The following is an 18,796-nucleotide window of genomic DNA, read 5'->3' on the forward strand; positions in this document are numbered from 1 at the left end:
TGTCAGCGCCAGGCCGTGAGACGTCCGTCGTCTGCCAGAATATACAAAATATTGTTCGCGACCACCGGCGACTGCGACAGCGACGATTTGAAGTCGGTCGTGCCGAGCAGGCTGCCGTCGGTCGGCGAGAATTCCTGCAACAGCCCTTCGCTGTTGACCGCGATCAGACGGCCGCCGGCGAGGATCGGGCCGGTCCAGCGGATCGGGTCCTTCTTCTTCTTTTCGGTCTCGACGCGGAAGCGCGCAAGCTGTTGCAACCAGCGGACCTTGCCCGTCGCGCGCGCGACGCAGAGCAGCTTGCCGTCATCGGTCATCGCATAGACCCATTCGCCGACCACATAAGGCGTCGAAATACCCGCGATCGAGATTTCCCAGCTGCGCTGGCCGGTCACGAGTTCGTAGCTCGCCATGCGGCCACCCTGCCCGAGCGCGAAGACCCGGCCGCGGTCGATCACCGGGTCGGCATCGACGTCGGTCAGGGTCGAGACCGACAGCGCCATCGAGGTACGCGCGAGGGCATCTTCCCAAAGGTCGCGGCCGTTTTCGTAACGATAGGCCTGCACCTCGCCCGACGAGAAGCCGGCGACGACGGTGCCCTGACCTGCCGCGGGCGACGCCGCGCCGAACACGCTGCCGGGCTCGAGCGACGCCGTCGCCTGCCACTGCACCGCGCCGTCGGCGGCGCTCAGCGCGAAAATCTGGTTATCCTGGCTGACGACGAAGACGTCGCCAAAGGCAATGGTGGGCGCACCGCGCAGCGGACCCGCGGGCTTCACCTTCCACAGCACCGTGCCGTCGGCGACGTTGAGCGCGGCGACATCGCCCGCACCGCTGGTCGCATAGACGACCGTGCCGTCGACACCGGCGCCGCCGCCGAACAGCGAATTCTTGTAATCCTTGCCCGTGCTGCCGATCGCGACGCTCCACAGCTTCGCGCCCGTGTCCGCGGCAAAGGCGGTGACGACCGCATCGGTATCGACGACGAACAGGCGATTGTCGGCGATGACCGGCGACGAGGCCAGGCGCTGCTTGTTGTTGCTGCCTGCGACGCTTGCTTCCCAGAGCTTCGCGCGCGTGGCGCCGAGCGCAGGGTGGCCCATCGATTTCGAGGCATTGCCGCCCGACTGTGCCCACGCAGCGTTGACCGCAGGCTCGGGCAACACGACCTCGATCGAAGCGGTCGCCGGATCGACCTTGATGCTGTTGTCGTTCGACAGGATCGACACGCGGTCGCCGACCGTCGGGGTCTTGGGTCCGCCATTGCCCTTGAACGCGCCGCAACCCGCGAGCGACAGCGCGACCATCGCCGTCGCAGAAATCACAAAATGCCGTTTCCGCATGTTACTTGGCTTCCTCAGTCTTCGCGGCCGCCGCTGCGCCCGGCGTGCCTTTCTGGTTTTCGGTGGGGGCTTCACTCGCCCGGTCGACCACGGCATCGACGCCCAGCATGCCGGCCATCTGGACACTGCGTGACTGCAGCCCCCTGCCGACATTCTTCATCCGGGCGATCTGGCCATAGAGCGCGCCGGCACGGTCATACTGGCCGAGCTGATAATAGGCCGTCGCCGACATTTCGGCCGCGGTCGGGAACCAGCTCGATACCGGGTCCTTCGCATCGACGATCGGCTTCAGGCGCGCGATCACCGTTTCGGGCTTCAGCGTGTCATATTCGAAGGCGGTTTGGCGAAGGAGCGCGAGGTCACGGATCGACTGGTCGAGCTTCGTGTCGCTCGCGACCTGGGCCATCAGCGCCGCCGCGCCCTTCAGGTCGTTCGCCTGCGCCTTGACATTCGCCTGCTGCATCAGCGACGCCGCGCGATAGGCGGGGTTGCCTGCATCCTCCAGCTTCTTGAGCTCGGCGACGGCGGCAGTGGGCTGGCTCGCCACTTTCTCGAACGCCGCGATCATCGCTTCGGCCTTTTCGCCGCGCGCCTGATCCTGGCGGTGTCCCCAATAGAGATAGCCGCCGAACGCGAGCAGCCCGGCAACAACCGCGCCGAGAATCCAGCGGCCGTAATTCTGCATGATATTGTCGAGCTGGTCCTTGCGGACCGCTTCATCGACTTCCTGCAGCAGCGCCGCGTTGTTGTTCGGGCTCAGCGCCACTCAAACCTCCATAAACTCAAACCGGCCCCGCACATGCGGCGAGACCGGCCGCTTCCTTAGCGGCGGCGCCGGGAAAGGCCAAGCGATTCACCGTGTGCGATATTTGAGACAATAATTTGCCCGTCATCCCGCGTGGATCTGATCCTCGGTCGGGAATGAACGGGACCTGACTTGGTCGGCATAGTCCTTGACCGCGCTTTCGACCTCGCCCGCCATATTGCCGAAGCGCTTCACGAACTTGGGCACGCGTTCGAACATGCCCAACATGTCGTCGGTGACGAGCACCTGACCGTCGCACTGCGCCGACGCGCCGATCCCGATCGTCGGACAGGCGACCTTCCGGGTGATCTCGATCGCGATCGATTCGAGCACGCCCTCGATGACGATCGAGAAAGCGCCGGCCTGCGCCACTGCGACCGCGTCCTCGACGATCGAGCGCGCTTCTTCTTCGCTCTTGCCGCGCACGCCATAGCCGCCGAGAATGTTGACCGCCTGCGGGGTCAGCCCGACATGGCCCATCACCGGAATGCCGCGTTGGGTCAGGAACTCGATCGTCGGGGCGAGCACCTTGCCGCCCTCGACCTTCACCGCCGCCGCGCCGGTTTCCTTGAGCAGCCGTGCAGCGTTGTCGAACGCCTGCTGCGGGCTGCCCTCATAGCTGCCGAAAGGCATGTCGACGATGACCGCGGCATGATAGCTGCCGCGCACAACAGCGGCGCCATGCAGCGCCATCATGTCCATCGTCACGCCGACCGTGTGCGGCAGGCCGTAAATGACCTGAGCCAGCGAATCGCCGACAAGCAGCATGTCGCAATGCGGATCGAGCAGCTGCGCCATGCGGACGGTGTAGGCGGTCAGCATGACGATCGGTTCGCCGCCCTTGCGCTGGCGGATGCGCGGCACCGTCAGGCGCTTCATTGGCTGCGGCGTCGGGTTGGCGCGGCTCGTCGAGGTGTCGAGCGTCAGCGTTTTCGGGATCGTGGACATGGCGCGGGGGCTTAGCGGTTAAACCCCCGCCGCGAAAGCGCGAAGCAAGGCCGAGTAAACTATGCTTGACTCAATGTCTGATATTGTTAACATTGCGTCATATAGAACGAACATCGGAGATCTTTACATGTCATTTCGGGAAAAGACCCACTAGGCGGCCTTCATCGGGATTCTCGCCGCCTTCGGCTGGTATTTCGCCGCTTATCCCTGGCACAAGGTCGATACGGCGGAGGGCGTCGGCGCGGTGGCGTGGATGCTGGTGCCGGTCACGATCATCATCATCGTGGCGATGGCGGCAACGGCCGCCTTCTTCGCCATTCGTGCGCCCAAGGAAGTCCATGTAAAGGAGGATGAGCGCGAACGCGGCATCCACCTTCGCGGCACCCATCTCGCTTATTATCCGCTGGTGCTCGGCTGTTGGGCCAACATGATCGCCATATTCTATCGCTTCACCCCGGGCGTCTATCTCAACATGCTGATCGCCACCGTCGTGCTGGCCGAACTGGTCCGCGTCGGCGCGCAGCTCTATTATTACCGCCGGGGATATTGACCGGTGGCGCTTCCCTTCACCAATGACATCCGCACTCTGCGCTTCCTCGCCGGCGAAATGACGCAGGCCGAGCTCGGCGATCGCGTCGGCGTCACCCGCCAGACGATCGCGGCGATCGAGCAGGGCAAATATTCGCCGTCGCTGGAGGTCGCATTTCGTATCGCGCTGGCGTTCGGCAAGCCGCTGGAGGCGGTGTTCCTGTGGGACGACGGCCAGGATGAACGGTAGCCAGATGCCCACTTTGGCGTGGGGATCACATCAGCCAGGTCCGCTACCGGCCGAAACCGGTCAGGGGGCAAATCGAACCGCGCTCATCGTTGCGCCGCTCTCGTCACCACCACCGCCTCGCGCGGATTGTCGCTGAACAGGCCGTCGATCCCGGTCGCCAGATAAGCGTTTATCTCGGCCGCCAGATCGCCATGCCCCGCCGGGTTCACTCCGCCCTTGTCGCCGAGCGGCAGGAAATAATTTTCGCGGCGAAAGGTCCAGGGATGGACCTTGAGCCCCGCCGCATGCGCATCGCGGACGAGGCCGGTCGGATCGCCGAGCGTCCCGAGCGCGCCGCGCGGGATGACCATCGCCTTGTTCGGGCCGATGCCGTCCGCATAGGTCGCGATCGCCCTTAGCCCGGCCGGCGACGCCATGGCGGCATAGCTGGCTTTCGGATCGTCGGCGGGTCCGCCTTCGCCGTCGATCAGCTGGATCAGCGGCAGGTCGCTCTTGGCGCGGATCGCTTTGAGGTTCGCAACTTCGAAACTCTGGATGAAGACCGGCGCCCGGCGGCCCTTGTAGCCATATTTGTCGAGGATCGCGAGCAAGGCCGCTTCGTGCGGCAGTCCGATCGCGGCGAAATAGCTCGGATGCTTGGTCTCGGGATAGACGCCCACCGGCTTCGCCCGATCCTTGTTGACCTCCGCCAGCAGGTCGAGAATCTCGGCGAAGGTCGGGACGGCATATTGTCCGTCATATTCCGTCGATCGCAACTTCGGCAGCCGCTCCTTTGCGCGCAGAGTCTTGAGTTCGGCGAGCGTGAAATCCTCGGTAAACCAGCCGCTGACTTCGACGCCATCGATCGTCTTCGTCGCTTTGCGCGACGCGAATTCGGGATGATCGGCGACGTCGGTCGTTTCCGAAATCTCATTCTCGTGCCGCGCGACAAGGACGCCGTCCTGGGTCAGCACAAGATCAGGTTCGATGAAGTCGGCGCCAAGATCGATCGCGAGCCTGTATGCCGCCAGCGTATGCTCGGGCCGTTCGCCCGAGGCGCCGCGGTGCGCGATGACGATCGGCGGCTGGCCGTCGAGGGTCGGCTGCGCCGCCATCGGTTTAGCGCCGCAGCCGGCAAGCAGCAGCGGCAACAGGACCGCGCGCCACAACGTCATGCAAAACGCTGCTGCCAGTCATCGGCGGCGAAGCCCACGCCGAGCCCGGCGGCGCTTTCGACGACCGGGCGGCGAATCATTGCGGGCTGATCGAGCATCAGCGCCTTCGCCGATGCCGCGTCCAGCCCTGCCTTCTTATCGTCGGGCAGCTTGCGGAAGGTCGTGCCGCTCTTGTTGAGCAGCTTTTCCCAGCCGAGCGCGTCGATCCAGCCTTGGAGCTTCGCGGGCTCCAGCCCGTCCTTGCGGAAATCGTGGAAACTGTACGCGACGCCATGATCGTCGAGCCAGCGACGCGCCTTTTTCACCGTGTCGCAGTTGGGAATGCCATAGAGAATCGTTGCCATGCCTTCAGGATAACGGGGGTCTTTCGGCAATGCGAGCGTTTGCGCTCGCAAGTTTTCCGCGCATGGCCCGCGCAAAGCCTTCGTGCAGCGCACCGGCGACCTCGGGATGAGCGGCCAGATAGGCGCGAAGGCCGGCCGCGGGGATGAACCACAGCCGGGAATTGCTGGTCAGCAGGACGGTGCCCGTCGCATGCGTCTCGTCGAGCACCGTCGCCTCGCCGATCAGCGCGCCATCGGCGAGCGCGCCGACGTCGGCGCCGTCACGGTGGATGCTCGCGGTGCCCTGCGCGAGGTAGAACAGACAGGGCGCCGCCTCATTCTCGCGGATCAGCACCTCGCCGCGCTTTGCCGAGATCCAGTGCCCCTGGTCGATCAGAGCGCGCGCGTTGGCCGGGCTCAACCGTTCGAAATGCCGGTCGCGAAGCTCCCGCTCCTCGGCATTGAAACTCACTTTGGCTTTGGCGAGCCACAGCCGTGTGATGAGGCCCAGATTGACGAGCAGAATGGCGAGGATGAGCAGAGTATAGCCCGGGCCGCTCCAGCCGAAGATCGCCACGGGTAGCGCCAGCAGCGCGGCGATGGCCAGCCCCAGCCGGACATGATCGACGCGCACGACCAGGCTCGCCGCAAGCAGCACCATGAGCGCGCCATAACCAAACCAAGCCGGATCGAAATTCGCCATAGAATTTCTTTTTTGCGTCGCGGTCCCCGATTGGACCACTAGCGGCATAACGTTACCGATTGCAGAATGCCTTGGTCCCTGCGCCCCTTTTTTGGACCGACTTGAGCAATAAACTAACATTTTCGGTCCGGTGAGTGAAGCAAATGTGCATTTGGTTGCACTTGAAACTAATTTTCAGTGACTTGCGTCCCGCGCCCGTTCGCGCCATGGCGGCGCGCGATTCGCATTTTTGCTCCGAAACACGTAGAAGACCCCTGTTATGACTCAGATTTGGCAGCCGCACAGCTGGCGCTCGCACGAAGCCCGCCAGCTCCCGACCTACTCCGACGACGCAGCGCTCGCCGCGGCCGAGAAGGAACTTGCCGGCTATCCACCGCTTGTCTTTGCGGGCGAAGCGCGTGACCTCACGACCGATCTCGCGCGCGTCGCCGAGGGCAAGGCGTTCCTGCTTCAGGGCGGCGACTGCGCCGAAAGCTTCGCCGAATTCCACCCGAACAACATCCGCGACACCTTCCGCGTGCTGCTCCAGATGGCGGTCGTGCTGACCTATGCGTCGAAGATGCCCGTGGTGAAGCTCGGCCGCATGGCGGGCCAGTTCGCGAAGCCGCGCTCGGCCGATATGGAAGAGATCGATGGCGTCTCGCTGCCGAGCTATCGCGGCGACATCATCAACGATATCGCTTTCGAAGCGGCAGGGCGCGCGCCCGACCCGCAGCGGATGGTCAAGGCGTACAACCAGTCGGCGGCGACGCTCAACCTGCTGCGCGCCTTCGCCGGCGGCGGCTATGCCAATCTGCATCAGGTCAACGCCTGGACGCACGACTTCATGGACCGCAGCCCTTGGGCCAAGAAATATCAGGAAACCGCCGCGCGCATTTCCGAAGCGCTCGCCTTCATGGAAGCGTGCGGCGTGACACCCGAAACGGTCCCGCAGATCAAGGGCACCAGCTTCTACACCAGCCACGAGGCGCTGCTGCTCCCCTATGAGCAGGCGCTAACGCGGCAGGACAGCCTGACCGGCGGCTGGTACGGCCTGTCGGGCCATTTCCTTTGGATCGGCGACCGCACCCGCTTCGAGGGATCGGCCCACGTCGAATATCTCCGCGGCGTCGGCAATCCGATCGGCATGAAGTGCGGCCCCAGCCTCGAGCCCGACGTGCTGCTGCGCCTGCTCGATACGCTGAACCCGCACCATGTGCCCGGCCGGATGACGCTGATCACCCGCTATGGACACGACAAGATCGAGGCACATCTGCCGAAGCTAGTTCGCGCGGTGAAGGCGGCGGGCCACCCCGTCGTCTGGTCGTGCGACCCGATGCACGGCAATGTCATCAAGACGAACAACGGCTACAAGACGCGCCCGTTCGAGCGCATCCTCGCCGAAGTGCGCGGCTTCTTCGCCGTGCACCGCGCCGAGGGCACGCATGGCGGCGGCATCCATATCGAGATGACCGGCCAGAACGTTACCGAATGCACTGGCGGCGCGATGGACGTGACCCAGATGGATCTGGCTGATCGCTATCACACGCATTGCGATCCGCGCCTTAATGCCGGGCAGAGCCTCGAACTCGCGTTCCTTCTGGCCGAGATGCTGAATCAGGAAATGTCGGAGCGCGCCAAGCAGGCGGCCTGATTTTCTAGCGTCGCCCCCGCGAAGGCGGGGGCCGTTGAGTTGTGTAAACCGACAGCGGCCCCCGCCTTCGCGGGGGCGACGATCATGGATTCCCCGGCCACGCCTTCGTGTCGGCGAACACGCGCCCGAGCGCGACGTGCAGGTCGGCATCCTCGGCCGCCCCGCCGAGCGGCACCTTGTCCGAAAATTCGTCGGCCGGATCATGATAATCGCTGCCGAGGAACTTCTCGAGCAGCGGCATGTCGGAGAAGCTGCCGCCGACCATCAGCGAGGTGACGCCCTTGGCGCCCAGCGCCCAGCCGTCCTGCCGCTGAACGAAGGCGTCGGCCTCGCCATCCTCGTCGAGCTTGCGACCGAGTTTGGTCGCGACATCGCGCACCACCGCGTCATAGGCCGGCTTGCCGCGCCCGATCGTCGCAACGGGCGTGCCGCGCGGCGAAATCGCAATCGTGTCGATGTTGAGCGCGACGGTGATGTCGGCGAGCGGCACGACCGGATTCGCCGCAAAATAATGCGCGCCGAGCAGGCCTTTCTCCTCGGCGGTGGTCGCCATGAAGTAAATATCGCGATCGGGGCGTTCGCCGCCGGCGAGCCGCTTGGCGACCGCGGTCAGCACCGCAATGCCGCTCGCATTGTCGACCGCGCCGTTGCAGATGCGATCGGCCGCGCCTTCCGGAGCGCAGATGCCGAGATGATCCCAGTGGCCGAGAAACAGCACCGCCTTGCCGTCGGGCTTCGCGCCCGGCAGCTTGGCGACTATGTTGTTGCTTTGATAGGCGCGCACGGTCGAGGTCGTCGCCAGGTCGGCGGTCGCCGGCAGCGCCCAGCCCTTGTAATCGGCGGCCTTCGCCGCCTCGCGCAGCGCGGCGCCGTCCTGCCCGGCCTTTTTGAAAAGCTCGTCGGCCGCGGCGGGCGACAGGAAGCCGGTCACCGGCGCACCGACCTTTCCCGATTCGAGCCGCGTCGTCTTGCCGCCGAGCGAATGCTGGACCTGATCCCACAGGGCCGCATCGGTCGCGACCACCAGCACCGCCGACGCGCCGGCGTCGGCAAGCAGCTGGCGGCGTTCGCGATAGCGCGGCAATTTATCGCCGAACGGCGCATTGTCGTAGAGCATGACCGCAAGCTTGCCGGCGACATCGGCATTCACCTTGCCCGCGCCATCAACGCCATAGCCGACGAACACGACCGGCAGCTTCGCCAGCGCAGCCGACGCGTCACGCCCGGTCAGAATGATGCCGTCGTCGCCGAACGCGACGTCGCGGCCTTTGACGTTGAACTTTGCGGTCCCGCCGAGCGCCTGCGTCTCGATCAGTGGCACGCCCTGCAGCCAGGGCGTGACGCTGCCCGGAACGGGTGTAAGGCCGAACTTCGCCCATTCGCCGACGATATAGGCGATCGTCCGATCCTCGCCCTCCGTACCGGGCCCGCGCCCCTCGAACGCGTCGCTCGCCAGGACCTTGATATGCTCGGCGAGTTCGGCCTCGGTGACCGGCGCATCGCCCTTGGCGAAGGCAGCGGGGGCGGTGGAGGCGACGAGGGCGATTGCCGCGACGGCGGCGCTGAAACAGGTCATTTTCATGGGCGCGCGCATCGCATTTCCGCTGCAAGCAGGCAAGGCGCGTTCGTCGAACGACGAACGGCGGCATTCATCTCCCCTCCCCCCTTCGGGAGGGGTGGATTACTTCTTGGCCCGCTCCAGCAGCGCACGCGCCGCGGCGACGTGCATATCCTCGATCATCCGCCCGTCATGGCGCTGGGCGCCGCCGGTGGCGGCTGCAATCAATGCCTCGGCAGCCGCAATTTCGCGCTCCGATGGGGCAAAGGCAGCGTTGCACGGGTCGACCTGCGACGGGTGGATCAGGCTTTTGCCGTCGAAACCCAGCCGGCGCCCCTCGGCGGCTTCGGCGGCAAAGCCCGCGGCATCGTCGATCGCATTATAGACGCCGTCGAACGCCCAGACGCCCGCGGCGCGCGCGGCCAGCACGATCGCCTGGATCGCATGGCTCATCGCACTGCGGTCCATGCCGTCGGGCAATTTCAGTTCGTGCGCCAGATCATTGAGCCCCGCGATCAGCCCCGTCACTGCCTGATCGGCGGCAATGTCGCGCGCAGCATAAATGGCGACCGGAGTCTCGATCATCGCGAGGATCGGCACCCCGAGGCCGCGCACCGGTTCCAGATCCGCGACCGCATCGACCTTGGGCAACACCACCGCGTCGATCGCCAGCCCGTACAGCGCCGCGATATCGGCCTCCTGCTCCCAGCTGCCGGTCGCGTTGACGCGCACCGCGACGCGCTTGCCGGGATAGCCCGCCTCGACCGCATTTCGCATCGCCGCCCGCGCCTCGATCTTGCGATCCGCGGGAACCGCATCCTCCAGATCGATGATCAGCAGATCAGCGGCGAGCCCCTGCGCCTTTTCGAGCGCGCGGGCGTTCGATCCGGGGACATAGAGCAAGGAGCGGGGCGGATAGTCACTTGGCGTCATGCGCTTTTCTGTGGCGCAGACGGGCCATTGCCGCAATAAGGAAGCGGGTTTGCAAATGGCAATTTTGCGATGAGGGGATGATCGATGGAATTCGCGCTTGCGCTGGTGGTTCTGGCTCTGGTGTTCCTGATCTGGGCGCTGACGCCCGTCCGGCAGGGCTATGCCTATACGATCGAGCGCTTCGGCCGGTTCACGCACACCGCGCAGCCGGGGCTCAACTTCATCATGCCGATCTTCGACCGCGTCGGTCGCAAGGTGAACATGATGGAGCAGGTGCTCGACATTCCGGGCCAGGAAATCATCACCAAGGACAATGCGATGGTCGCGGTCGACGGCGTCGTCTTCTTCCAGGTGCTCGACGCCGCCAAGGCCGCGTATGAGGTCAGCGATCTGTATCTGGCGATCATGAACCTGACGACGACGAACCTGCGCACCGTCATGGGTTCGATGGACCTCGACGAAACACTGTCGAAGCGCGACGAGATCAACACCCGCCTGCTGCACGTCGTCGACGATGCGACGACGCCATGGGGGGTCAAAATCACCCGCGTCGAGATCAAGGACATCCGCCCGCCCGCCGACATTTCGAATGCGATGGCGCGGCAGATGAAGGCCGAGCGTGAAAAGCGCGCCAACATCCTCGAAGCCGAGGGCATGCGCGCATCGGAGATCCTGCGCGCCGAGGGTGAAAAGGCCGGTCAGATCCTGCAAGCCGAGGGTCGCCGCGAGGCCGCCTTCCGCGACGCCGAAGCGCGCGAACGCGAAGCCGAGGCCGAGGCCAAGGCGACGCAGATGGTGTCCGACGCCATCGCCAGCGGCAACGCGCAGGCGATCAATTACTTCATCGCGCAAAAATATGTCGAGGCGGTCAGCCAGTTCGCCACCAGTCCCAACGCCAAGACGATCCTGTTCCCGGTCGAGGCGACGCAGCTGATCGGGACGCTGGGCGGCATCGGCGAACTCGCGCGCGACGCGATCGAACGCAAGACGGGGGCCTGACATGCCCGACTTCATCGCCAATATGGAACCGCATTGGGCGTGGCTCTCGCTCGGCGTGCTGCTCGCCGCCGCCGAGATCGTCGCGCCGGGATTCTTCCTGATCTGGGTCGGCGCCGCCGCGGTCGTCACCGGCGTCATCGCCTGGGTCGTGCCGCTCAGCATTCCGTTCCAGCTGGGCATCTTCGCCGTGCTGGCTTTCGTCGCGCTTTATGGGGGGCGCCGCTGGCTGAAGGCGAACCCGATCACCACCACCGACCCGCACCTCAATCAGCGCGGCGGCCGCCTCGTCGGCGAGGTGCTGACGGTGACGAAAGCGATCGAGGACGGCCGGGGCCGCGCCAAGGTCGGCGACGGCGAATGGCCGGTGCGCGGGCCTGATGTAGCCGAAGGCACCAAGGTTCGCGTCGTCAGCGCCGACGGCGGCGTGCTGGTGGTCGAGCCGGCTTAACCGCCCTTCGGCCGCGAATAGATCGCGACCACATGCCCCAGCGCATCGCTGTCGCCGATCCGCCGGAAACCTAGTTTCGCCGACACGCGCTCCGACGCCTCGTTGCCGAGGTCGATGATGCAACGCACTTCGGCCGCATCGAGATTCGCGTCGGCCCAGCCGAGCGCCGCGGTCATCGCCTCGGTCGCATAGCCCGCGCCCCAATGGTCGGCGTCGAACGCCCAGCCAGCCTCGGGCACGCCCTCAAGCTCCGGGATGCCGCGGCAGAAATAGCTGAGCCCCCCCATGCCGATCAGCGCGTCGCTGCCCTTGTCGGCGAACACCCAATAGCCGAAACCCATCACTGGCCAGAGCCCAGCGGAACTCAGGAACTTCCCCCAGCTGACATCGGGCGCGCGCGGTTCGCCGCCTATGAAGCGCGTGACGCGCTCGTCGGCCCACATTGCGATATGCACATCCTTGTCCGAATAGCGCATCGGGCGGAGGCGGAGGCGGTCGGTCTCGATCGTCGGGGGTGCGGTGAACATGGCGCCGACATGGCGCAAGGTCCGGGCGCCGGTCAATCCGGAACCAGGAAATGGTCGAACAGGTCGTGCAGCACCGCCTTGCCGTCGACCTGCGGCTTTGCGCGCATCACCGCAAGCGTATCGACGCGCCCCAGCACTTCGACGTGGCGCAGCGCGACATGATAATGCGGGCGGTCGAAGAAATCGTGGAACAGCAGCAGGCAGTCGGGCTTGCAGTGGATCACCGACTGGAGCAGGCAGGCGACGCGGAAGCGGCCATCGACCAGCACCGCATCGGGACTGCCCTGGAGGCGGCGCCAGACGCCGACATGATAGCGCGGCCAGTCGGCGAGCCGACTCGCGTCGGCGGGATAACCCCATTCTTTCGTCGGGCCGATGTCGGCATGGAAGGGCGTAAAATCGATCGCCGCGCGCGCGAGATTGGTGCCGACATGGGCGAGCCATTCGGAATCGCTGTCAACGCTGACGAGCCGCTTCACCTGCCGCGCCGCTATGAGCGTGCTGCCCCCGCAGCCGAATTCGAGCAGCGAATCGCGCCCCGCGAGTTGCAGTTCGAGTTGCGTGATCTCCGCCGCCGACATCTGTGCCTGCATGACGTCTCCCCTGACCCGCCGTCAGGGTATGGGAGATGCCCGGACACGTCCAGCCCGCGCGCAGGCCCCGGAGACAGGGAGAGAGAGAACCGCTCCGGAGACCCGCTCGCGCGAGAGCTGAAGATCAGGCCGCGGCCACCGCGAATTCGGGTGCGGAGGACTGCGCCGGCATCACTGCGTCGGCATAGTCGCTCTCATATTTCTCGATGAGCGCGCGGTCGTCATGGTTCCACGGGTGGAAGCCCGGCATGAAATAAGCGAGCCAGGGCAAGAAATTGCGGCGGAGGATCCCCGGCGAGCCGAGCAGATACCACCAGATGCGCGCGGTGACGCGCCAGCCGCTCAGGCCGTCCTGCCGCAGCAGCGCCTTCATCCCCTTGACGCGGCGCGGCCAGAAACGCGTCGTGACGAGCAGCATCATCAGCGATTTGGCACGCCAGCGGCGGAAGCGGCTCCAGTCCTTGGTCGCGTGCAGCCAGGTGTCGTAGGCGACGCCCTTATGCTCGATCTCCTCGATCGCATGCCATTTCCACAGCGCCGCCCATTCCGCTTCGGCGCCCTCGTACATCTTGGGGTCTTTCAGCATCACCGCCGCCATCATCGCGGTGTAATGTTCGAGCGCGATCGTCGCCATCAGGTTGACGATCGGCGGACGCGCCTTGATCAACGCCATCACCTGGTCGACGTCGCCTTCGAGTTCGCTAAGGTCATAGCCGGCTTCGGCCGCCTTCTTGTTGAACACGACATGTTCGCGGCTGTGGATCACTTCCTGCTGGGTGAAGGCGCGGATTTCGCGCGCCAGCTTGTCGGACACGCCTTCGCGGTGCGCCTTCACCGCCTCGATGAACATCGCCTCGCCCTTCGGAAAGGTCACCGACAACGCCGTGTGGAAAGCGGAGGCGATGGGGTCGCCGTTCAGCCACCAGCGGCCCTGTTTGTCGTCGCGGCCGAAGCGGACGTCGCGCGGCGTTATCGTAAGGTCATCCGGGGTCGGGGAGAGCGAAAGGCTGGACATCTGATCCTCACCGTCGGAAAGGGGTTAAGGGACGTGGGGACGTCCTGTGGGGCAAAGTTAAAGGTAACTTACAGTGGTGTCAATAGCAGTCAAAAAGCGGCTGAGTCCCGAGGAGAGCCGGGCGGCCGCGCTCGAGGCGGCGCGCCAGATTCTGATCGAGAGCGGACCGCAGGCGGTGACGCTGAAGGCGGTCGCGGCGCGGGTCGATCGCACGCACGCCAACCTGCTGCACCATTTCGGCAGCGCCGCCGGATTGCAGCAGGCGCTGATCGAAAAAATGGCCGCCTTCATCACCACGACGATCCGCGAGACGGTGTTTCGCCAGCGCGCGGGCGACCAGAATCCGCGCGAAGTCGTCGACCTGGCCTTCGATGCCTTCGACACCGGCGGCGCCGGCGCCCTGGCGAGTTGGATGATCCTGTCGGGGAACGAGAATGCGCTCGACCCCATCCTGAAGGCGATCCACGACCTCGTCGAGGAACTGCGCGAAAACCACAGCGAGGACGAAGCGCCGATCGAGGACGAGACGATGCAGCTCGTCCTGATGGCGCTCGGCGACGCGCTGTTCGGCGGCCCCCTGTCGCGCGCGCTCGGCGTGCCGCGCAGCCGCGCGCGCGAGATCGCACTCGAATCGATGCTGGCGCACGGGATCGGCCGGCGGGGCTGACGGGCATCCTCCACAAATCATCGTCCGCCACAAATCATCGTCATCCCGGACTTGATCCGGGATCCATTCACGCCGGGCCGGAATGATGGATCCCGGATCAAGTCCGGGATGACGGGGGTGGGGAAACGAGTTGCCTGCCTTCGCAGGGGCGCAAGCGGTGGGCGAAGCCCTAGCCAAACCGCGCCTTTCCCCCTAAAGGCGCCCGATGCATTTCCTCGATCAAGCCAAGATTTTCATCAAGTCCGGCGACGGCGGCCCCGGCGCCGTGTCGTTCCGGCGCGAAAAATATATCGAATATGGCGGCCCCGACGGCGGTAACGGCGGCAAGGGCGGCGACATCATCTTCGAAGCCGTCGCCGGCCTCAACACGCTGATCGACTTTCGCTATACCCAGCATTTCAAGGCGAAGCGCGGCACCCCCGGCGCGGGCCGCGACCGCACCGGCGCGGGCGGCCCCGACCTCGTCATCCAGGTGCCGATCGGGACCCAGATCCTCGACGACGACGAGGATCGCAGCCTGCTTGCCGACCTGACGAAAGAGGGCGAGCGCATTGTCTTTCTGCGCGGCGGCGACGGCGGGCGCGGCAACGCCAGCTACAAGACGTCGACCAACCGCGCCCCGCGGCAGCACGGCCCCGGCTGGCCCGGCGAGGAAGCATGGGTGTGGCTGCGCCTCAAGCTGCTCGCCGACGCAGGCCTCGTCGGCCTGCCCAATGCCGGCAAATCGACCTTCATCAACGCGGTGACCAACGCGCAGGCCAAGGTCGGCGCCTATGCCTTCACCACGCTCCGCCCCCAGCTCGGCGTCGTCAGCCACAAGGGCCACGAGTTCGTCATCGCCGACATTCCCGGCCTGATCGAGGGCGCCGCCGACGGCGCCGGGGTCGGCGATCGCTTCCTCGGCCATATCGAACGCTGCCGCGTGCTGCTCCACCTTGTCGATGCGAACGACACCGACGTCGCAACGAGTTATCGCATCGTCCGCGACGAGCTTGAAGCCTATGGCGCCGACCTGATCGACAAACCGGTGATCGTCGCGCTCAACAAGATCGACACGCTCGACGACGAACTGATCGCCGCGCTGTCGGCCGAACTCGAAGCGGAAAGCGGGCATCCCGTAATGGCGCTCTCGGGCGCCAGCGGCGTCGGGGTGCCCGCGGTGCTCGACAAGCTGCTCGAAATCATCGCCCCGGAAAAACGGGTGGCCGCTGGCAGCGACGACGGCGAGGAACCGACCGACTGGTCGCCGGTATAAGGGTCGCAACGTCCGGAACGAATTGGGGCGGGACGCCTTGTAGCATAAACTACAAGGAATTCCGGATGATCTCTGCCCTTCGTGCGATCGGGTTTTTGCTCTGTGCTTCATCCATTGCCGGCGCCATCGCCTTTCCGGCGCACGCGCAAGACGCGGCCGGCGGTTCCGAAAAGCGCACGCGCGTCATCCTGGGGCCGCAGCTGGCGCCCTCATGGCCGGGGGCAAAGGAGCTGTCGATCGGCCCCTATGTCGATGTCTCGCGCGAGCGCGTCGGGACCGAATTCACCTTCGAGGCCGCTGACGAGAGCTTTGGCGGGCCGCTCATCCAATCCGGAAAATTCGCGTTCGGGCCGTCGCTGGCATTCATCGGCAAACGCACCGCCGCCGACATCGGCGCCGATCTGCCCAAAGTCGGGTTCACCATCGAGGCGGGCGGCTTTGCGCAAGTGTCGCTGACCCCCGCGTTCCGCGTCCGGGTGGAGGGCCGCAAGGCGCTGAGCGGGCACAAGGGCTGGGCGGGCGAAGTCAGCGCCGACTATATCGCGCGCGACGGCGACGACTGGCTGTTTTCGGTCGGCCCGCGCGTGACGCTGGGCGACGACAAATTCTCCGATGCCTATTTCGGGGTGACCCCGACGGCCGCAGCCACCTCCGGCCTCGCTACCTATGATGCCGATGGCGGCATCCAGTCGGTCGGCGTGACCGCGGGCTATCACCGGATGCTCGGGCGACGCTGGGGCGTCGCCGTATACGGCCGCTACGACCGCCTGGTCGGCGATGCCGCCGACTCCCCAATCACGCGCCAACTCGGCAGCCGCAGCCAGCCTTCGGTCGGGGTGGCGCTGAGTTACACCTTTGGGGGAACGCGCTGATCGACTGGGCCGCGGGCCCGGGATCCACGAAGACAGCGCAGCGATGGGATCTCGATCGATCCGGGGATGACGATCGCACCACAAGCCCGGTAGTTTGGAATAAAATTACGCCAGCAGCCGCGGCCATGACATTCGCATTGGCGGCGGCGGCGCATCGCGCTAACGGCGGCACGATGAGCCTGTTCCCGCCCGCCACCTGTTCGCGACTGATCGTCAAGATCGGATCGGCGCTGCTTGTCGATGCCGAGGGTGCGGTGCGGCGCTCGTGGCTCGTCGGGATCGCCGCCGACATCGCCGCGCGAACCCGCGCCGGGCAACAGGTCGCGGTCGTCTCGTCGGGGGCGATCGCGCTCGGGGCGCGGCGGCTGGGGCTCGCCAAGGGCGGACGCGGCACGCTGGAGGATGCGCAGGCGGCCGCCGCCACCGGACAGATTGCGCTGTCGCAGGTCTGGGCCGATGTGCTGGGCGGCGAAGGGCTGACCGCGGCGCAGATATTGGTGACGCTCGACGATCTGGAGCATCGCCGCCGCTATCTCAACGCCGCCGCGACGCTCGACCGCCTGCTCACGCTGGGCGTCGTGCCGATCATCAACGAGAATGACAGCGTCGCGACCGAGGAAATCCGCTTCGGCGACAACGACCGGCTCGCCGCGCGCGTCGCGCAGGCGGCGGGCGCGGGCGGCGTGATCCTGCTGTCCGATATCGATGGTCTCTACGACCGGAACCCCGCCCTCCCCGGCGCCAGCCACATCCCCCGCGTCGAGCGCATCGACGGCAAGATCGAGGCGATGGCCGATACCGGATCGGCATCGGGAATGGGATCGGGCGGCATGGTGTCGAAAATCGCCGCCGCACGCATCGCCAACGCCGCGGGCGCGCATCTCGCCATTGCCTCGGGCCATACCGACCGGCCGCTGTCCACCGAGGCGCGCCACACGCTCTTCATCGCCGAAAAGGGCGCGAGCGCGCGCAAGGCCTGGCTCGCGGGCGGGCTCACCGCGAAGGGACGGCTGACGATCGACGCGGGCGCGGCAAAGGCGCTGCAGGGCGGCGCCAGCCTGCTCGCCGCCGGCGTCACCGGCGCGACCGGCAGCTTCGCGCGCGGCGACATTCTCGATATTGCAGGCCCCGATGGCCGCGTCGTCGCGCGCGGCCTGTCCGAATATCCCGCCGCCGACGCGGCGGCGATCGTCGGCCTCGGCCGCGACGCACAGGAAGCGGCGCTCGGCTATGCCCCGCGCAGTGCGATGGTCCACCGCGACCATATGGTGCTGCTGTGACCCGCACCCTCGCGATGACCGGGGCGACCGGCTTCGTCGGCGGCGCCACCTTGCGGCAGGCGGTGGCCGCCGGCTGGCACGTCCGCGCCCTCACCCGCCGCGCGCAGGAAGAGCGGGACGGCGTGACATGGGTCCCGGGCGCGCTCGCCAACCGCGAGAGCCTTGCCGACCTGGTCGCGGGCAGCGACGTCGCCATGCATATCGCGGGGGTCGTGAACGTCCCGACGCGCGCCGATTTCGAAGCGGGCAACGCCGCCGCCACCGCCAATGTCGTCGAGGCTGCGCGCGCGGCAGACGTGCGGCGCTTCATTCACGTCTCCTCGCTCGCCGCGCGCGAGCCCGACCTCTCGAATTACGGCTGGTCGAAGGCGGAAGCCGAAAAGGTCGTCGAGGGCAGCGGCCTCGACTGGACGATCGTCCGCCCGCCCGCGGTGTTCGGCCCGGGCGACACCGAAATGCTCGACCTGTTCCGCATGGCGAAACGCGGGATCGCGCTGGTGCCGCCGGGCCGGATGTCGGCGATATATGTGGACGACCTCGCGCGCCTGCTGCTCGCCGTCGCCGCCGACTGCGAGGCGAGTCTCGGCGCGATCTACGAGCCCGACGATGGCACGCCGACCGGCTGGTCATACCGCAGCTTCGCGCGCGCGATCGGCCGTGCGGTCGACCGCACCCATGTCTCCGCGATTCCAATCCCGCCGGCTGTGCTCAAGACCGCGGGCCAGCTCGACAAGCTGGTTCGCCGCGGCAGTGCCAAACTGACCCCCGACCGCGCGCGCTATATCGCGCATCCCGATTGGGTTGCCTCAACGGGCGCCTGTCCGCCGCCCGAACTCTGGACGCCGTCGCTCGATACCGCCGAGGCGCTCGCCGCGACGGTGCGTTGGTACCGCAGCGAAGGCTGGCTCTGACGTCGCTGGTGCCGGCCTATTCCACATCGGTCGAAGCGTGCATTGCCAAGGGCC

General features: G+C 66.2%; 21 protein-coding genes. 10 read left to right on the forward strand and 11 right to left on the reverse strand.

Annotation, left to right across the window (positions count from 1 at the left end; translation table 11 throughout):
* Nucleotides 1–2: 2 nt before the first annotated feature.
* From ATE67_RS16185 to panB, 3 genes are all read right to left on the reverse strand, one after another.
* Nucleotides 3–1,340, reverse strand: a complete 1,338-nt coding sequence (locus tag ATE67_RS16185) for an outer membrane protein assembly factor BamB family protein (protein ID WP_058817705.1) — start codon at nt 1,338–1,340, stop codon at nt 3–5.
* A 1-nt stretch (nt 1,341) separates the two neighbouring features.
* Nucleotides 1,342–2,106 carry a tetratricopeptide repeat protein gene (locus tag ATE67_RS16190; RefSeq protein WP_058817706.1) on the reverse strand — a complete coding sequence of 255 codons (765 nt, stop codon included), beginning with the start codon at nt 2,104–2,106 and terminating at the stop codon, nt 1,342–1,344.
* Between the two features lie 123 nt (nt 2,107–2,229).
* Nucleotides 2,230–3,093 (reverse strand): 3-methyl-2-oxobutanoate hydroxymethyltransferase, encoded by an 864-nt coding sequence (panB, locus tag ATE67_RS16195; protein ID WP_058817707.1) that lies wholly within the window; start codon nt 3,091–3,093, stop codon nt 2,230–2,232.
* Between the two features lie 244 nt (nt 3,094–3,337).
* Here panB and ATE67_RS16200 point away from each other — a divergent pair, with 244 nt between their 5' ends.
* Together ATE67_RS16200 and ATE67_RS16205 are read left to right on the forward strand one after the other, a co-directional pair.
* Complete coding sequence (locus tag ATE67_RS16200; protein ID WP_231728198.1) at nt 3,338–3,643, forward strand: hypothetical protein; 306 nt, start codon at nt 3,338–3,340, stop codon at nt 3,641–3,643.
* Between the two features lie 3 nt (nt 3,644–3,646).
* A complete protein-coding gene (locus tag ATE67_RS16205; protein ID WP_082660440.1) occupies nt 3,647–3,871 on the forward strand; it encodes a helix-turn-helix transcriptional regulator in 225 nt (74 codons plus the stop codon).
* A gap of 83 nt (nt 3,872–3,954) precedes the next feature.
* Here ATE67_RS16205 and ATE67_RS16210 read toward each other — a convergent pair whose 3' ends face one another.
* From ATE67_RS16210 to ATE67_RS16220, 3 genes are read right to left on the reverse strand one after another with little or no spacing between them, the layout of a single operon-like run.
* Nucleotides 3,955–5,025: a glycerophosphodiester phosphodiesterase gene (locus tag ATE67_RS16210; protein ID WP_058817708.1), complete on the reverse strand. Its 1,071-nt coding sequence runs from the start codon at nt 5,023–5,025 to the stop codon at nt 3,955–3,957.
* Nucleotides 5,022–5,369: an ArsC family reductase gene (locus ATE67_RS16215; protein ID WP_058817709.1), complete on the reverse strand. Its 348-nt coding sequence runs from the start codon at nt 5,367–5,369 to the stop codon at nt 5,022–5,024. Before ATE67_RS16215 ends, ATE67_RS16210 begins: the two co-directional genes overlap by 4 nt.
* 4 nt (nt 5,370–5,373) lie before the next feature.
* A complete protein-coding gene (locus tag ATE67_RS16220; protein WP_058817710.1) occupies nt 5,374–6,051 on the reverse strand; it encodes a Crp/Fnr family transcriptional regulator in 678 nt (225 codons plus the stop codon).
* A gap of 259 nt (nt 6,052–6,310) precedes the next feature.
* On the opposite strand from ATE67_RS16220, the gene ATE67_RS16225 reads away from it, so the two are divergent.
* Nucleotides 6,311–7,684: a class II 3-deoxy-7-phosphoheptulonate synthase gene (locus ATE67_RS16225; protein WP_058817711.1), complete on the forward strand. Its 1,374-nt coding sequence runs from the start codon at nt 6,311–6,313 to the stop codon at nt 7,682–7,684.
* An 82-nt stretch (nt 7,685–7,766) separates the two neighbouring features.
* On the opposite strand, the gene ATE67_RS16230 is transcribed toward ATE67_RS16225, so the two are convergent.
* Together ATE67_RS16230 and ATE67_RS16235 are read right to left on the reverse strand one after the other, a co-directional pair.
* Nucleotides 7,767–9,266: a M28 family peptidase gene (locus tag ATE67_RS16230; RefSeq protein ID WP_231728199.1), complete on the reverse strand. Its 1,500-nt coding sequence runs from the start codon at nt 9,264–9,266 to the stop codon at nt 7,767–7,769.
* A 99-nt stretch (nt 9,267–9,365) separates the two neighbouring features.
* Nucleotides 9,366–10,175, reverse strand: coding sequence for an HpcH/HpaI aldolase/citrate lyase family protein (locus tag ATE67_RS16235; protein ID WP_058817713.1), 810 nt, complete (start codon nt 10,173–10,175; stop codon nt 9,366–9,368).
* Nucleotides 10,176–10,259: 84 nt separating this feature from the next.
* Between ATE67_RS16235 and ATE67_RS16240 the strand changes: the two genes are divergently transcribed.
* Both ATE67_RS16240 and ATE67_RS16245 read left to right on the forward strand, forming a co-directional pair.
* Nucleotides 10,260–11,174 (forward strand): SPFH domain-containing protein, encoded by a 915-nt coding sequence (locus ATE67_RS16240; RefSeq protein WP_058817714.1) that lies wholly within the window; start codon nt 10,260–10,262, stop codon nt 11,172–11,174.
* A gap of 1 nt (nt 11,175) precedes the next feature.
* Entirely contained in the window at nt 11,176–11,622 is a 447-nt protein-coding gene (locus tag ATE67_RS16245) for an NfeD family protein (RefSeq protein WP_058817715.1), read from the forward strand.
* Here the strand turns inward: ATE67_RS16245 and ATE67_RS16250 are convergent.
* The 3 genes from ATE67_RS16250 to ATE67_RS16260 form a co-directional block, all read right to left on the reverse strand.
* Nucleotides 11,619–12,149, reverse strand: coding sequence for a GNAT family N-acetyltransferase (locus ATE67_RS16250; protein WP_058817784.1), 531 nt, complete (start codon nt 12,147–12,149; stop codon nt 11,619–11,621). The two genes, ATE67_RS16245 and ATE67_RS16250, sit on opposite strands and share 4 nt — an antisense overlap.
* Before the next feature lie 32 nt (nt 12,150–12,181).
* Nucleotides 12,182–12,742: a hypothetical protein gene (locus ATE67_RS16255; RefSeq protein ID WP_058817716.1), complete on the reverse strand. Its 561-nt coding sequence runs from the start codon at nt 12,740–12,742 to the stop codon at nt 12,182–12,184.
* Nucleotides 12,743–12,866: 124 nt separating this feature from the next.
* Complete coding sequence (locus ATE67_RS16260) at nt 12,867–13,757, reverse strand: metal-dependent hydrolase (protein ID WP_058817717.1); 891 nt, start codon at nt 13,755–13,757, stop codon at nt 12,867–12,869.
* Nucleotides 13,758–13,839: 82 nt separating this feature from the next.
* On the opposite strand from ATE67_RS16260, the gene ATE67_RS16265 reads away from it, so the two are divergent.
* The 5 genes from ATE67_RS16265 (at nt 13,840) to ATE67_RS16285 (ending at nt 18,742) form a co-directional block, all read left to right on the forward strand.
* Complete coding sequence (locus ATE67_RS16265) at nt 13,840–14,424, forward strand: TetR/AcrR family transcriptional regulator (protein WP_156417080.1); 585 nt, start codon at nt 13,840–13,842, stop codon at nt 14,422–14,424.
* 205 nt (nt 14,425–14,629) lie between these two features.
* The gene (gene obgE / locus ATE67_RS16270) at nt 14,630–15,679 is read left to right on the forward strand and encodes a GTPase ObgE (protein WP_058817718.1); all 1,050 of its coding nucleotides are present in this window, start codon (nt 14,630–14,632) and stop codon (nt 15,677–15,679) included.
* Between the two features lie 65 nt (nt 15,680–15,744).
* A complete protein-coding gene (locus tag ATE67_RS16275) occupies nt 15,745–16,551 on the forward strand; it encodes a MipA/OmpV family protein (protein WP_058817719.1) in 807 nt (268 codons plus the stop codon).
* Nucleotides 16,552–16,724: 173 nt separating this feature from the next.
* Nucleotides 16,725–17,831 (forward strand): glutamate 5-kinase, encoded by a 1,107-nt coding sequence (gene proB / locus ATE67_RS16280; protein ID WP_058817786.1) that lies wholly within the window; start codon nt 16,725–16,727, stop codon nt 17,829–17,831.
* A gap of 14 nt (nt 17,832–17,845) precedes the next feature.
* Nucleotides 17,846–18,742 (forward strand): NAD-dependent epimerase/dehydratase family protein, encoded by an 897-nt coding sequence (locus tag ATE67_RS16285; protein WP_058817787.1) that lies wholly within the window; start codon nt 17,846–17,848, stop codon nt 18,740–18,742.
* Nucleotides 18,743–18,796 lie beyond the last annotated feature (54 nt).

Source organism: Sphingopyxis sp. H050, from assembly GCF_001468265.1.
Taxonomy (GTDB): domain Bacteria; phylum Pseudomonadota; class Alphaproteobacteria; order Sphingomonadales; family Sphingomonadaceae; genus Sphingopyxis.

What these genes read in the sequence shown, in the direction of transcription:
- ATE67_RS16185 (WP_058817705.1), bottom strand. Translation starts at nt 1,340, where the DNA reads ATGCGGAAACGGCATTTTGTGATTTCTGCGACGGCGATGGTCGCGCTG.
- panB (WP_058817707.1), bottom strand. Translation starts at nt 3,093, where the DNA reads ATGTCCACGATCCCGAAAACGCTGACGCTCGACACCTCGACGAGCCGC.
- ATE67_RS16210 (WP_058817708.1), bottom strand. Translation starts at nt 5,025, where the DNA reads ATGACGTTGTGGCGCGCGGTCCTGTTGCCGCTGCTGCTTGCCGGCTGC.
- ATE67_RS16215 (WP_058817709.1), bottom strand. Translation starts at nt 5,369, where the DNA reads ATGGCAACGATTCTCTATGGCATTCCCAACTGCGACACGGTGAAAAAG.
- ATE67_RS16220 (WP_058817710.1), bottom strand. Translation starts at nt 6,051, where the DNA reads ATGGCGAATTTCGATCCGGCTTGGTTTGGTTATGGCGCGCTCATGGTG.
- ATE67_RS16225 (WP_058817711.1), top strand. Translation starts at nt 6,311, where the DNA reads ATGACTCAGATTTGGCAGCCGCACAGCTGGCGCTCGCACGAAGCCCGC.
- ATE67_RS16230 (WP_231728199.1), bottom strand. Translation starts at nt 9,266, where the DNA reads ATGAAAATGACCTGTTTCAGCGCCGCCGTCGCGGCAATCGCCCTCGTC.
- ATE67_RS16235 (WP_058817713.1), bottom strand. Translation starts at nt 10,175, where the DNA reads ATGACGCCAAGTGACTATCCGCCCCGCTCCTTGCTCTATGTCCCCGGA.
- ATE67_RS16240 (WP_058817714.1), top strand. Translation starts at nt 10,260, where the DNA reads ATGGAATTCGCGCTTGCGCTGGTGGTTCTGGCTCTGGTGTTCCTGATC.
- ATE67_RS16245 (WP_058817715.1), top strand. Translation starts at nt 11,176, where the DNA reads ATGCCCGACTTCATCGCCAATATGGAACCGCATTGGGCGTGGCTCTCG.
- ATE67_RS16250 (WP_058817784.1), bottom strand. Translation starts at nt 12,149, where the DNA reads ATGTTCACCGCACCCCCGACGATCGAGACCGACCGCCTCCGCCTCCGC.
- ATE67_RS16255 (WP_058817716.1), bottom strand. Translation starts at nt 12,742, where the DNA reads ATGCAGGCACAGATGTCGGCGGCGGAGATCACGCAACTCGAACTGCAA.
- ATE67_RS16260 (WP_058817717.1), bottom strand. Translation starts at nt 13,757, where the DNA reads ATGTCCAGCCTTTCGCTCTCCCCGACCCCGGATGACCTTACGATAACG.
- obgE (WP_058817718.1), top strand. Translation starts at nt 14,630, where the DNA reads ATGCATTTCCTCGATCAAGCCAAGATTTTCATCAAGTCCGGCGACGGC.
- ATE67_RS16275 (WP_058817719.1), top strand. Translation starts at nt 15,745, where the DNA reads ATGATCTCTGCCCTTCGTGCGATCGGGTTTTTGCTCTGTGCTTCATCC.
- proB (WP_058817786.1), top strand. Translation starts at nt 16,725, where the DNA reads ATGAGCCTGTTCCCGCCCGCCACCTGTTCGCGACTGATCGTCAAGATC.
- ATE67_RS16285 (WP_058817787.1), top strand. Translation starts at nt 17,846, where the DNA reads ATGACCGGGGCGACCGGCTTCGTCGGCGGCGCCACCTTGCGGCAGGCG.